Consider the following 13,364-nt stretch of genomic DNA (forward strand, 5'->3'; position numbering starts at 1 on the left):
TGAGTGGGAGAGTGTTGCCATGGATTTGCGCCGCGTAAGTGGCTGGTCATTGCTGCTGGGGTTGACGCTGTTGCCGGGGCTCGCGAGCGCCGCCGGCAAATGCGAACGCCTGGTGGTCACCGGCAGCCCGGATGCACCGCCGTACCTGTGGCAAGACCCGCAGAACCCCAAGCACCTGATCGGCGCCAGTGCCGATTTGTTGCAGCACGTGGCGGGGGAGTTGGGCATCAAGGTAGAAATGCTCTACGCCGGTAAACGTTCCCAGGCCCTGGACGAAGTGCGCAGCGGGCGCATGGACATGCTGGCGGACGCGCCGTTGACGCTCAGCGAGCTGGAAACCCTGGATTACATCCATCCGCCGCTGCTGGAAAACGATTACCTGGTCTGGACGCGCATAGGCTCGACGCTGACCTACAGTGAAGCAAAAGACCTGCACGGGCACCCGGGCGCCGTGTCGGAAAAGTCTCGAATGACCCGGGAATTTGGCACTTTCGCCGAGCAGCAATTAACCCTGAGCCGTACACCAAACCTCACCCAGGCCTTTCAGAAATTGCTGTTGGGCGAGGTGGAATATGTACTCGCCGGACGCTACTCGGGCATGGCGGCCGCGCAGGCACTGGGCATGGGCAATGACCTGCAAGCCTTCCCGCAACCCGTCGACAAACCCGGCCTGTTCCTCGCGGTTTCCCATAACTCCGCCTGCAACGATCCGTGGTTGCGCGGACAGCTGGCCAAAAAGATGACAGAATTGCCCGCGTCCGGACTGACGGAAGCCGTGCTGCAACGCAACATCGAGCGTTGGAAAGCCCAGCAGCAACTGCAGCAACACCCCGCCAGTACCCCAAAACAGTAGGGATTTTTAGTGAGTATTCGACCTCTTTTCGCTGCCCTGGCCGTTCTGGCTCTGGCGGGTTGTGCAGCCGATCCGGCGCCGAATGAACAAATACGCCTGACCGAGCAGGCCCTCATACAAGCCAAGGCCGTTGGCGCCACTGCTGACGAAGTGCCAGAGCTGAAGCTGGCCGAAGACAAGTTCTCCCGCGCCCAGGGCGATATGACCGACCAGTCCTACAAGCACGCCCGCATGCGCGCCGAACAGGCTGAACTGGATGCGCGCCTGGCCGAAGCCCGGGTCCTGACCCTCAAGAGCCAGGAGCAGTTGAACGTACTCAATACCCGCATCACTCGCCTGCGCAAGCAACTGGGAGATGCCCAATGAGCCTCAAGACCAAAGCACTCGGCGGTTTGCTCTTCGCAGGCTGCGTCAGCCTGTATGGCTGTGCCGGCCAACACAGTGAGTCCGCGCTGCAAGAAGCCGGCGCCGACTTCCAGAAGGTCAAGGAAGATTCCAACGTGCTGCGTATCGCGCCGAAAGATGTGATCCGCGCCGGTGAGTCCCTGGCCCGCGCCGATCGTCTGTCCAGTTACTGGGGCAGCGGTTCGGACGTGGTGCATTACGCTTACCTGAGCCAGCGCTACAGCGAAATTGCCCGGGAACACACCAACCAGGTGCTCAACGAAGAGCAGGCGGCCAAACTCGAGCTGGAGCGCCAGCGCCTGCAACTGGCCCTGCGTGAGTCCAAGCTGCTCAGCGTGCAGCAACAGGGTAAGTGGCTCGAAGAACAAATCGTTGCACTGGCCACCACCCAGACCGATCGCGGGCTGGTGATGACCTTGGGCGATGTACTGTTCGATACCGGCGAAGCAGAGTTGAAGAACTCGGCGAACCGCGTGGTGCTGAAGATCGTCCAGTTCCTGCAGCTCAACCCGAAACGCGTGGTGCGGATCGAGGGCTACACCGACAGCACCGGCGGCAAGCAGGACAACCTCAAACTGTCCCGCGACCGCGCGCAATCGGTGGCTGACGTGCTGATGGACCTGGGCATCGAAGACAAACGCATCCAGGTCGAAGGCTATGGCGATGAATACCCGGTGGACGTGAACGCTTCCGAGCGCGGTCGCGCTCAGAACCGTCGAGTGGAAATTGTGTTCTCCGACGAAAAAGGCCAGCTCGGCGCTGCTCGGTAGGCGCTGGCGGAGCCTGCGATCTTTTGATCTTGCTCTCGATACTCAAGTGGGCCTGGGAGGATCGCAGCCTCGTTTCACTCGATAGCTCCTACAAACCCGGCCTGCCCGTCAGCGCCGGGTTTTTTTACGTCTGCGAATTGCCTCGCAAAGCAGTACAGATTTTGCTGACACTGCACTGTACGGTCGACTATTGTGGCAACTGTCCCCGTACACTTCTAAACTGTTCCGGTATTGTTTCACACAAGAATAAAATGCCCGTGAAATCGAGTACTGCGTCATGACCAATCTCTTGCTCTACCAACGTATTGCTCAGCAACTGGCCGAAGACATCCGTCGGGGTGTCTATCAACCGGGGGAGCGCGTGCCTTCGGTGCGCAAGATGAGCTCGCAGCTCAATGTCAGCCATGCGACGGTGTTGCAGGCGTACGCCAACCTTGAGGATCAGGGCTTGATTCGCGCCCGGCCACAGTCCGGTTATTACGTGCACCAGACCCCGGCCCTGACCGCGCCGACCCCGGACATCGCCCGGGTTGAACGGCCAGGCCTGGTCACGCGCAGCAGCATCATTCAGCAAGTATTGGTCGAATCCCGCCGTGAAGGTGTGTTCCCGCTGGGTGCGGCGGTGCCGAGCGTCGACTATTTACCGGTGCGGGCACTGCATCAGCAATTGGCCAAGGTCACTCGCTTCCATAGTCCACGGGCCTTCAGCTACATGTTCAGCCCGGGTTTCGAGCCGTTGCGCCGTCAGGTGGCGATCCGCATGCGTGATGCCGGCGTCGTGGTCGACCCGTCCGAAGTAGTGATTACCCACGGTTGCGTCGATGCCTTGCAAATGTCGCTTCGCGTATTGACCCGCCCGGGCGACCTGATCGCCGCCGAGTCGCCGACCTATTACGGATTGCTGCAATTGGCCGACTTGCTCGGTCTCAAAGTCATCGAGATCCCCAGCGACCCCGCCACCGGCATGAGCCTGGAAGCGCTGCAACTGGCCGCCAACCAATGGTCGATCAAAGCGCTGGTGCTGACCACCCGCCTGAGCAATCCACTGGGCGGCACCATGCCCGAAGAACGCCAGAAGCAGTTGCTGCGCCTGGCTTCGGATTTCGATATCCAGATTGTCGAAGACGATATCTACGGCGAGCTGATGTTCGAGCAAGGCCGCACCAAATCGCTCAAGGCTTACGACCGGCTCGACCGGGTGATCTATTGCTCGAGTTTCTCCAAGACCCTGTCGCCGGGCGTGCGGATCGGCTGGATGATCGCCGGTAAATACCAACAGGAGATCCAGCGCTTGCAGACGTTCAGCACCCATTCGGCCTGCAGCGTCACGCAGATGGGCATCGCCGCGTACCTGGAGAACGGCGGCTATGACCGGCATTTGCGTTACATCCGTCAGGAGTACCGCAAAAACCTCAGCGCCTTCCAGTTGGCGGTGCAGCAGTATTTCCCCGAAGGCACGCAGATGAGCCGGCCAACCGGTGGCTTTATTTTGTGGGTCAGTCTGCCGGGGCGGGTCAACACTCAGGAGCTGCACGTGCGAGCCCTGCAGCAGGGGATCAGCATCGCGCCGGGACTGATCTTCAGTAATACCGAGCAGTTCAATCACTGCATTCGACTGAACTGTGGCACGCCCTGGAACCGTGAGGCCGAGCGGGCATTGATGACGCTTGGCATGTTGGCGACCCAGCTTTGCCAGGAGACGGCCGGCGGTTTTTGATCCCACGGGCAGGTCATCTGCTGCCCGTGCTTGTCATGTCGCTCCCAACAAGCGAGCATATGGCCCTCTGCCGTTAGTGCCGTTGGGTCCATGAAAACGATTTTTTCTGCTGCCTGGCTGTCGATCTGCCTGGTGATGACTGCGTTACCGGAAGATGTGATGGCCGCTGCCGTCCAGGAAAAACCGGCTGCCAGCAGTACCCAGCCAACCCCGAAGAAACCGGTTGCGGCCAAAAAAGCGACGCCTGCCAAGACGCCTGCCAAAAAGAAAGCCGCCCCGATCAAAAAACGTCCTCCCATTGCCTCCAAGTCCAAACCGGCCAGCGAAGTGGTGAAAAACACCAAACTGCCACCGGCCACGCTCGACTTGAGCTTGCCCCAGCACATGGTCGAAGAACTCAAGCCCGTCGGTACGGTGCCGTTGCCCAAACACGATGGGGTGTTGCCGCAAATGTTCGGCGACAAGACCAGTGACTTCCAACTCAACGGCCGTCTGCTGAGCAACGAAATGCAGTTGCAACTGCGCAACGAAGAGCGCCGCGAGGTTGAAGGCGCGGCGCTGGAATTCGAGTTCAAGCGCTAAATCATTCCCATCGGTGAGCCGCGGGCCAGACACTTCGTCGGAGACTGGTCAGTCACGTTCGCCTGAGCGCAAAAACTGCGGGCCAGGTAATTTTAAACAGTCGTTTTAGCGGGTACTCTGTGCCACGTCCCTTTTACACATTGCCCGTCGCGAGGTGTTTGTCGTCATGAAATGCCGTGAAGGCTGTGGCGCCTGCTGCATTGCCCCTTCCATCAGTTCACCGATTCCCGGCATGCCGCAAGGCAAACCCGCCGGAGAACGTTGCGTGCAACTGTCGGTCGAAAACCTGTGCAACATTTTCGGCCAGGCCGAGCGTCCGGCTGTCTGTTCGGCTTTCGCAGCCGATGCCGAGGTCTGCGGCAACAGCAGTGAAGAAGCCATTCGGCTGATTGGCTGGTGGGAGCAGATGACGGCGGCGTGATGTGTTCAAGAATGGAACTTCAACAATAAGGAATAAGACTATGGGTTCGCTGCATCGTATGGCTGTGCTGTGTGGTTTGACGGTTGTGCTGGCCACCACGGCCGCTCACGCTGAAGACTGGAAAGTCGCCAAAAACGAAGACGGCATCAAGGTGTCCCTGAGTGAAGTGGCCGGTTCCGATTACAAGGCCTATCAGGGTGTGACTCTGATGAAGACCACCGTCGCCAAATTGCGCGCATTGCAGGAAGACGTGGCGGGCGCCTGTTCCTGGATTCACGAGTGCAAAGCCCAGAAGCTGCTCAAGCACGAAGGCGATCAGAGCTGGACCTACACTCAGTTCAATACCCCATGGCCTGTCACCCCGCGTGATTCGGTGTTGCACATCACCACCGTCGAAGGCGCCGATGGCAGCCTGACCCGTAAACTCGAAGGCGTGCCGAAGTACCTTCCTGAGGAAAAAGGCTTCGTGCGGGTCGCCAAAATCGATGGCTTCTGGAAGTTCGTCCCCAAGGGTGACCAGGTCGAAGTGACCTATCAGGTGCACACCGAGCCGGGCGGCAGCGTGCCGTCGATGGTCGCCAACAAGTTCGTGGTCGACGCACCGTTCAACACCTTGAAGGCCCTGAAAGAACGCGCCGAGAAGTAATCGCGCCGTTCTTTCGATAACGCCCCGACTTGTTCGGGGCGTTTTTCTTTGGGGGGAATGCAGCTGCTTTATTGTGTTTCCTGATATGCGTTGTACGAAATTTTCACAATGTGTCCAAGACAATTCGCCCGCGCCAACATTGCGGACAGTTATCAATGGCAATGCCGCGAGTGATCGTGCAACATTTGCGCACCGCGCAAGCCCCGGGGCCAAGTAGTGGCCAACAGAGGGCAGGGCGCAGCTGTATTTTTTGCAACTTCAACTTCCAATGGGTCCTAAAACGACATGGCAAACCCGGACGCCCTGAATCAGCAGCGAGCTTCTAGTCGCCTGCTGCAACCGACCGTCAAATCGCATCTGGCCTACACGCTGCTGTGTGCCCTGGTCATGATGGTCATGTTCAGCCTGCTGCGCGTTGCGCTGCTGGTTTACAACCGCGCGATGATCCTCGATACACCGGCTTCGACCTTCCTCGAAGCGTTCGCCAACGGCCTGCGTTTCGACTTGCGCCTGGTGGTCTACCTCAGTATTCCGTTGCTGCTGGCACTGTTCAGTGCCCGGGCCATGGCCGCCCGCGGGTTCTTCCGTTTCTGGCTGACCATCGCCTCGAGCATCGCGCTGTTCCTCGGCCTGATGGAAATGGACTTCTACCGTGAATTCCACCAGCGCCTCAACGGTCTGGTCTTCCAGTATGTGAAGGAAGACCCGAAAACCGTGATGAGCATGCTCTGGTACGGTTTCCCGGTGGTTCGCTACCTGCTGGCCTGGGCCGTAGGCACGTTGATCCTGACCCTGGCGTTCAAGGGCGCCGACCGCGCCACCCGTCCCCGTGGTCCGTTCAGCGGTGGCAGCATCGGCACGCGCCAGATCGCCCCGTGGTATGCACGCATCGCGGTGTTCGTGGTGTGCCTGCTGGTTTGCGTGGTTGCCGCCCGTGGCACCCTGCGTCAAGGTCCGCCGCTGCGTTGGGGTGACGTCTACACTACCGATTCCAATTTCGCCAACCAGTTGGGCCTCAACGGCACGCTGTCGCTGATTGCGGCAGGCAAGGCGCGGATGTCCGAAGATCGCGACAACATCTGGAAAGCCACGCTGCCACAGCCTCTGGCCCAGCAAACCGTGCGCGACATGCTGTTGACGCCAAGCGATAAACTGGTCGACGAAGACATCGCTGCGGTACGCCGTAACTACACGCCGGACGCCAGCAAGACCCTGCCGATCAAGAACGTTGTCGTCATCTTGATGGAAAGCTTCGCCGGTCACTCGGTGGGCGCCCTGGGTCGTCCGGGCAACATCACGCCAGCCTTCGACAAGTTGTCGAAAGAAGGCCTGTTGTTCGATCGCTTCTTCTCCAACGGCACCCATACCCACCAGGGCATGTTCGCTACCATGGCCTGCTTCCCGAACCTGCCGGGTTTCGAATACCTGATGCAGACCCCGGAAGGCAGCCACAAGCTGTCCGGCCTGCCGCAGTTGCTCAGTACCCGTGACTATGACGACGTGTACGTCTACAACGGCGACTTCGCCTGGGACAACCAGTCGGGCTTCTTCAGCAACCAGGGAATGACCAACTTCATCGGGCGTAACGACTTCGTCAACCCGGTGTTCTCCGACCCGACCTGGGGCGTGTCCGACCAGGACATGTTCAACCGTGGCCTGGAAGAACTGAAGGCGCGCGACGGCAAGGACAAAAAACCGTTCTATGCCTTGCTGCAGACCCTGTCCAACCACACGCCATACGCCTTGCCGACGCCATTGCCGGTCGAGCGCGTGACCGATCGCGGCAGCCTGAACGAACACTTGACCGCCATGCGCTACTCCGACTGGGCGCTGGGTCAATTCTTCGAGAAGGCGCGTAAAGAGCCTTACTTCAATGAAACCCTGTTCGTGGTCGTTGGCGACCATGGTTTCGGCGACGAGCAACAGATCACCGAAATGGACCTGGGCCGCTTCAACGTGCCGATGCTGATGATCGCCCCGGGTATCCAGGAAAAATTCGGTCAGCGTGACCACACCGTGGGCACTCAGATCGACATCGTGCCGACCATCATGGGCCGCGTCGGTGGCGATGTGATTCATCAATGCTGGGGCCGCGACCTGCTGAACCTGCCGGAAGGCGATAAAGGTTTCGGCGTGATCAAGCCATCGGGCAGCGATCAGACCGTGGCGTTGCTGACCGCGGACCGCGTGCTGGTACTGCCTAAAGAGATGCCGCCAAAACTGTATCAATATGAACTGGGCGCTAACCCTAAAGGTGTGGTGATTCCAGAGTCGGCTGATGAAGCGGCGCTCAAACAGAAACTTGAGTCGTTCCTGCAAACCGCGACCAAGAGCCTGTTGGATAACACTGCCGGTGTGGTTAACGGCAAGCCGGACTAACCGGTGACGCAATAAAAAAGAGGCCCTTCAAGGGCCTCTTTTTTTTGCCGGTTAAATCTTTATATCTTGCCAAGCAAGAGCAGAATCAACAGCACCACCAACACCACGCCGAGGATACCCGATGGACCATAACCCCAACTTCTTGAGTGCGGGAAGACTGGCAAACCACCGATCAGCAACAGGATCAGGATAACGATAAGAATTGTGCCCATGTCTATTTCCTTGTTGGAAGTGTTCTGAATTGACCAGCAGCTTTAACTGTCAGCCGGAATGCGATAAATCCGAGCTGCTTACAAAATCCGACTCTCGCGAATGAAAGAAAATTCAAAGTTTTTTAATGTTTTTTAGAAAGAAGGCTTATTTCTTTTTGCCCCTCAGACTAGTTCGCAAGTTGGACCGCGAAGGCCGCGACTCGGTCTCACGCCATGCGCGGGTTTGCGCGGACCATTCAGCAATCTGATGGAGCGTGGGTCGGGCCATATCCTTCGCTACACTCGGCGCATCTTCCCCAGAACAACAAGGCTGTTTGCTATGCAAAATCGCATGATGATCACTGGCGCAGGCTCCGGCCTGGGTCGCGAAATCGCGCTGCGCTGGGCCCGCGAAGGCTGGCAATTGGCCTTGTCGGATGTCAGCGAACCCGGCCTGCAAGAAACGTTGAAACTGGTTCGCGAAGCCGGCGGCGACGGTTTTATCCAGCGTTGCGATGTGCGTGATTACAGCCAACTGACCGCGTTTGCCCAGGCCTGCGAAGAGCGGCTAGGTGGCATCGATGTCATCGTCAACAATGCCGGGGTCGCCTCGGGTGGATTCTTCAGTGAACTGTCCCTGGAAGACTGGGACTGGCAGATCGCAATCAACCTGATGGGCGTGGTCAAGGGCTGCAAAGCCTTCCTGCCATTGTTGGAAAAGAGCAAAGGCAAGATCATCAACATCGCCTCGATGGCGGCGCTGATGCAAGGGCCGGCGATGAGCAACTACAACGTGGCCAAGGCCGGTGTAGTGGCGTTGTCCGAAAGCCTGTTGATCGAGTTGGCGCAGCAGGAGGTTGGCGTGCATGTGGTTTGCCCGTCGTTCTTCCAGACCAACTTGCTGGATTCTTTCCGCGGCCCGACACCGGCCATGAAAGCCCAGGTCGGCAAGTTGCTGGAAAGCTCCCCGATCACTGCCACCGACATTGCCGACTACATCTACACGCAAGTGGCCGCCGGCGAGTTTATGATCCTGCCCCATGAACAAGGGCGCATGGCCTGGGCGCTCAAGCAGAAAAACCCGCAACTGCTCTACAACGAAATGACCGTCATGGCCGATAAAATGCGCGCCAAGGCCAAACAAACCGCCGGCTGATCTTGCCCGCCGGCAACCGCGTCGTTAGGGTGGCCGCCATCGGCCATCCAAACGAGACGTCTGCATGCTCAATTACCTGTGGTTTTTCCTCGCCGCACTGTTCGAAATCGCCGGTTGCTTCGCGTTCTGGATGTGGCTGCGCCAGGGCAAGAGTGCCTGGTGGGTGATTCCGGCGCTGCTGAGCCTGACCTTGTTCGCGCTGCTGCTGACCCGGGTCGAAGCGACTTACGCGGGTCGCGCTTATGCCGCCTACGGGGGCATCTACATCATCGCGTCGATTGGCTGGCTGGCGGTGGTCGAACGGATTCGTCCGCTGGGCTCGGACTGGATCGGCGTGGCGCTGTGCGTGATCGGCGCGACTGTCATCCTTTTCGGCCCGCGCTTCTCCGCGTCCTGAAGGAACGGTCCTTCATTCAACGGGTTTGTACGAGTTGTCTGTAGGTCGCGACGACCTGCGCTGTAGGGCAGGACTGATTTGCCTGCAGCGCATTGAAGCCCCGTCGCGTGCGGGGCATCTTCAGGGTCCGGTAACCCTGAAGGACGAATGCCATGCTTGTACTCAGTCGCGTTGTAGGCGAATTGATTTCCATCGGTGACAACATTTCCGTGCGCATTCTGGCGGTCAACGGCGGCAGCGTGCGCTTTGGCGTCGAAGCGCCGCAAAACGTCAATGTGCATCGGGCTGAAGTCTACGAACGCATCCAGACCAAACAGGCCAAGAACAAAGGCCGCTGAGCGATTCAGTCGAACAGGTGCTTGGGCACGTCGTGCTTGAGCATCAACTGGCATTGCTCGCTGTCCGGGTCGAAAACGATCAATGCCTGGCCCTTGGTCAGCGCCTGGCGAACCCGCAGCACGCGGGTTTCCAGCGGCGTGTCATCACCATTGTCGGTGCCGTCACGGGTGACGAAATCTTCGATCAGGCGGGTCAGGGTGTCGACTTCGAGTTGGTCGTAAGGGATCAGCATAGGCACCTCGGCTAAAACAATGGCGCGATGCTACGGCGAATGCGGTTTTGCGGCTAGCCCGGTTATAAATGGGTGTCTGATCTGACGCCTTCGCGGGCAAGCCTCGCCCCTGCAAAGGCAACCGTGACCTGTAGGCGCGAGGCTTGCCCGCGAAGGCGATTTTTCAAACACCGCAGGACTTAGCTATCGTTACGCTGCCCGACGAGGCTGTCCACCGAGGGCACCCGCGTATCACTTTCCATCTGCGTGTCATGTTCGATCTGATGACTGAACCGGTCCAGCGAACCCTTGGCCGGTTGTGCATCGCTGGCGAACACCGGCGGGCTGAGGATGTACGCTCCGAGCAGACGACTCAACGCCGCCAGGCTGTCGATGTGCGTGCGTTCATAGCCGTGAGTCGCATCGCAACCAAACGCCAGCAGCGCGGTGCGGATGTCGTGCCCGGCAGTGACCGCCGAATGGGCGTCGCTGAAGTAATAGCGGAACAGATCGCGGCGTACCGGCAATTCATTTTCGCTGGCCAGGCGCAGCAGATGCCGTGACAGATGATAGTCGTAAGGCCCGCCGGAATCCTGCATCGCCACGCTCACCGCGTGTTCGCTGGAGTGCTGCCCCGGCGCGACCGGTGCAATGTCGATGCCGACGAATTCGCTGACATCCCACGGCAATGCCGCCGCCGCGCCACTGCCGGTTTCTTCGGTAATGGTGAACAGCGGATGACAGTCGATCATCAGTTCTTCGCCGCTGTCGACGATGGCTTTCATCGCCGCCAATAGCGCGGCAACCCCGGCCTTGTCGTCGAGGTGACGGGCGCTGATATGGCCGCTTTCGGTGAACTCCGGTAACGGGTCGAACGCGACGAAATCGCCGACGCTGATCCCCAGGGAATCGCAATCGGCGCGGGTCGCACAATAGGCGTCCAGACGCAGCTCGATGTGGTCCCAACTGATCGGCATTTCATCCACGGCGGTGTTGAACGCGTGCCCGGAGGCCATCAACGGCAACACGCTGCCACGGATCACGCCGTTGTCGGTAAACAGGCTGACCCGGCTACCCTCGGCAAAACGGCTGGACCAGCAGCCGACCGGGGCCAGGGTCAGGCGACCGTTGTCCTTCACCGCACGAACCGCCGCGCCGATGGTGTCCAGGTGCGCGGACACCGCTCGGTCGGGGCTGTTTTTCTTGCCCTTGAGCGTGGCGCGGATGGTGCCGCGCCGGGTCATCTCGAACGGAATGCCCATTTCTTCGAGGCGCTCGGCGACGTAACGCACGATGGTGTCGGTAAAACCGGTCGGGCTGGGAATGGCGAGCATTTCCAGCAGGACTTTTTGCAGGTAGTTGAGATCCGGTTCAGGGATTTTGCTGGTCATGGAAACTCCTGTTGAGTTGAGCGCTGATCGTTCCCACGCTCTGCGTGGGAATGCAGCCAGGGACGCTATGCGTCCCAAGACGGACGCGGAGCGTCCGAGGAGTCATTCCCACGCAGACGGTTCGACGCCTCGACGTGGGAACGATCATGAAGGGGGGTTAAACCGCCGGCTGACTATGCGGAAACAACAAATCCACAAACCGCTCCGCCGTCGGCTGCGGTTCATGGTTGGCCAGGCCCGCGCGTTCATTGGCTTCGATAAACACATACTCCGGCTGGTCGGCGGCCGGCACCATCAGGTCGAGCCCGACCATCGGGATATCCAGCGCCCGCGCCGCGCGCACAGCGGCATCCACCAGCGTCGGATGGAGGATCGCGGTGACATCCTCCAGCACGCCACCGGTATGAAGATTCGCTGTGCGCCGTACGAACAGATGCTCGCCGGCCGGCAGAATGCTGTTGTAGTCGTAACCCGCCGCCTGCAAGGTGCGCTGGGTTTCGTGGTCCAGCGGGATCTTGCTTTCGCCACTGGTGGCCGCCTGCCGTCGCCGGCTCTGGGCTTCGATCAGCGCACCGATGGAATGCTGACCATCACCGACCACTTCCGCCGGCCGCCGAATCGCCGCAGCGACCACTTCAAAACCGATCACCACAATTCGCAGATCCAGGCCTTCGTGGAAGCTTTCCAGCAACACTCGCGAGTCGAACTTGCGCGCTGCTTCGATGGCTTGCTGGACCTCTTCAATGGTCTGCAAATCCACCGCCACGCCTTGACCCTGTTCGCCATCCAGCGGCTTGACCACCACCCGTTCGTGCTCGTCGAGAAACGCCAGGTTGTCGTCGCCGTTACCGGCCAATTGTTGCGATGGCAAGTTCAGGCCAGCAGCCTTGAGCACCTTGTGGGTCAGGCTTTTGTCCTGGCACAGGCTCATGCTGATGGCGCTGGTCAGGTCGCTCAGGGATTCACGGCAACGCACCCGGCGCCCGCCATGACTGAGGGTAAACATCCCGGCGTCGGCGTCATCGACCTGCACATCGATGCCACGCCGATGAGCCTCCTCGACGATGATCCGCGCATAAGGATTGAACTCGGCTTCCGGCCCCGGCCCGAGAAACAACGGCTGGTTGATGCCGTTCTTGCGCTTGATGGCGAAGGTCGAGAGGTTACGAAAACCGAGTTTGGCGTAGAGGCTTTTCGCCTGGCGGTTGTCGTGTAAAACCGACAGATCCAGGTAACTCAGCCCACGGCTCATGAAGTGTTCGATCAAATGCCGCACCAGCACTTCACCGACACCCGGCCGCGAGCAATGTGGGTCAACGGCCAGGCACCAGAGACTGCTGCCGTTTTCCGGATCGTTATAAGCCTTGTGATGATTGAGGCCCATGACGCTGCCGATGATCGCGCCGCTGTCTTCATCTTCGGCCAGCCAATACACCGGGCCGCCCTGATGACGCGGGGTCAGCAACGACGGATCGATCGGCAACATGCCGCGGGCCTGATACAGCTGATTGATCGCCTGCCAGTCCGCATCGCTTTGCGCCCGGCGAATGCGGAAGCCACGAAACACTCGGGTCGACTGGCGGTAATCGCTGAACCACAGGCGCAAGGTGTCGGACGGATCAAGGAACAACTGCGCCGGTTCCAGCCCCAGCACTTGCTGGGGCGCGGCGACGTACAAGGCGATGTCGCGCTCACCGGGCTGCTCGTTGAGCAACTCTTGGGCGATGCTCGCGGCATCGGGGAAGGTATGCCCGATCAGCAACCGCCCCCAACCGCAATGCACGGCAATCGGCGCGGTGTGCAGTTCGCTGCCGTCTTCGGCCAGGCGCGCCTGCAAGCGTTCGTAGGAGGGTGACTGACCGCGCAACAAGCGTTGGCTATAAGCCGTGGCGTGGGGTTTCATCGA

The 13,364-nt window shown here is 59.7% G+C and carries 15 protein-coding genes; 11 read left to right on the plus strand and 4 right to left on the minus strand.

Going from position 1 to position 13,364, the window contains the following annotated elements:
* Window positions 1-19: 19 nt before the first annotated feature.
* The 8 genes from HKK52_RS29390 (at window position 20) to HKK52_RS29425 (ending at window position 7,773) form a co-directional block, all read left to right on the plus strand.
* A complete protein-coding gene (locus HKK52_RS29390; protein ID WP_169373649.1) occupies window positions 20-853 on the plus strand; it encodes a substrate-binding periplasmic protein in 834 nt (277 codons plus the stop codon).
* A 9-nt stretch (window positions 854-862) separates the two neighbouring features.
* Window positions 863-1,219, plus strand: coding sequence for a DUF4398 domain-containing protein (locus HKK52_RS29395; RefSeq protein ID WP_169373650.1), 357 nt, complete (start codon window positions 863-865; stop codon window positions 1,217-1,219).
* Window positions 1,216-2,028, plus strand: a complete 813-nt coding sequence (locus HKK52_RS29400; RefSeq protein ID WP_169373651.1) for an OmpA family protein — start codon at window positions 1,216-1,218, stop codon at window positions 2,026-2,028. The genes HKK52_RS29395 and HKK52_RS29400 overlap by 4 nt, the downstream gene beginning before the upstream one ends.
* A 277-nt stretch (window positions 2,029-2,305) precedes the next feature.
* Window positions 2,306-3,745: an aminotransferase-like domain-containing protein gene (locus HKK52_RS29405; RefSeq protein ID WP_169373652.1), complete on the plus strand. Its 1,440-nt coding sequence runs from the start codon at window positions 2,306-2,308 to the stop codon at window positions 3,743-3,745.
* A 90-nt stretch (window positions 3,746-3,835) separates the two neighbouring features.
* Window positions 3,836-4,327, plus strand: a complete 492-nt coding sequence (locus HKK52_RS29410) for a translation initiation factor 2 (protein ID WP_169373653.1) — start codon at window positions 3,836-3,838, stop codon at window positions 4,325-4,327.
* Between the two features lie 166 nt (window positions 4,328-4,493).
* Entirely contained in the window at window positions 4,494-4,748 is a 255-nt protein-coding gene (locus HKK52_RS29415) for a YkgJ family cysteine cluster protein (protein ID WP_169373654.1), read from the plus strand.
* 40 nt (window positions 4,749-4,788) lie between these two features.
* The gene (locus HKK52_RS29420) at window positions 4,789-5,394 is read left to right on the plus strand and encodes an START domain-containing protein (protein WP_169373655.1); all 606 of its coding nucleotides are present in this window, start codon (window positions 4,789-4,791) and stop codon (window positions 5,392-5,394) included.
* A 285-nt stretch (window positions 5,395-5,679) separates the two neighbouring features.
* A complete protein-coding gene (locus HKK52_RS29425) occupies window positions 5,680-7,773 on the plus strand; it encodes an LTA synthase family protein (protein WP_169373656.1) in 2,094 nt (697 codons plus the stop codon).
* Window positions 7,774-7,832: 59 nt separating this feature from the next.
* Here the strand turns inward: HKK52_RS29425 and HKK52_RS29430 are convergent, their stop codons facing one another.
* Window positions 7,833-7,991 carry a DUF3309 family protein gene (locus HKK52_RS29430; RefSeq protein ID WP_178076589.1) on the minus strand — a complete coding sequence of 53 codons (159 nt, stop codon included), beginning with the start codon at window positions 7,989-7,991 and terminating at the stop codon, window positions 7,833-7,835.
* A 313-nt stretch (window positions 7,992-8,304) separates the two neighbouring features.
* Between HKK52_RS29430 and HKK52_RS29435 the strand changes: the two genes are divergently transcribed.
* The 3 genes from HKK52_RS29435 (at window position 8,305) to csrA (ending at window position 9,855) form a co-directional block, all read left to right on the plus strand.
* Window positions 8,305-9,120: an SDR family oxidoreductase gene (locus HKK52_RS29435; RefSeq protein WP_169373657.1), complete on the plus strand. Its 816-nt coding sequence runs from the start codon at window positions 8,305-8,307 to the stop codon at window positions 9,118-9,120.
* A 64-nt stretch (window positions 9,121-9,184) separates the two neighbouring features.
* Window positions 9,185-9,517 (plus strand): YnfA family protein, encoded by a 333-nt coding sequence (locus HKK52_RS29440; RefSeq protein ID WP_169373658.1) that lies wholly within the window; start codon window positions 9,185-9,187, stop codon window positions 9,515-9,517.
* Window positions 9,518-9,669: 152 nt separating this feature from the next.
* A complete protein-coding gene (gene csrA, locus HKK52_RS29445) occupies window positions 9,670-9,855 on the plus strand; it encodes a carbon storage regulator CsrA (protein ID WP_169373659.1) in 186 nt (61 codons plus the stop codon).
* 5 nt (window positions 9,856-9,860) lie between these two features.
* On the opposite strand, the gene HKK52_RS29450 is transcribed toward csrA, so the two are convergent.
* The 3 genes from HKK52_RS29450 to ngg all read right to left on the minus strand — a co-directional run bounded on the left by HKK52_RS29450 (window position 9,861) and on the right by ngg (window position 13,361).
* Entirely contained in the window at window positions 9,861-10,088 is a 228-nt protein-coding gene (locus tag HKK52_RS29450) for a YheU family protein (protein ID WP_010461751.1), read from the minus strand.
* 179 nt (window positions 10,089-10,267) lie between these two features.
* Complete coding sequence (locus tag HKK52_RS29455) at window positions 10,268-11,458, minus strand: osmoprotectant NAGGN system M42 family peptidase (RefSeq protein WP_169373660.1); 1,191 nt, start codon at window positions 11,456-11,458, stop codon at window positions 10,268-10,270.
* Between the two features lie 157 nt (window positions 11,459-11,615).
* On the minus strand, window positions 11,616-13,361 hold the full coding sequence (gene ngg / locus HKK52_RS29460; RefSeq protein WP_169373661.1) for an N-acetylglutaminylglutamine synthetase: 1,746 nt from the start codon (window positions 13,359-13,361) through the stop codon (window positions 11,616-11,618).
* Window positions 13,362-13,364 lie beyond the last annotated feature (3 nt).

This window comes from Pseudomonas sp. ADAK2 (assembly GCF_012935755.1).
GTDB lineage: Bacteria > Pseudomonadota > Gammaproteobacteria > Pseudomonadales > Pseudomonadaceae > Aquipseudomonas.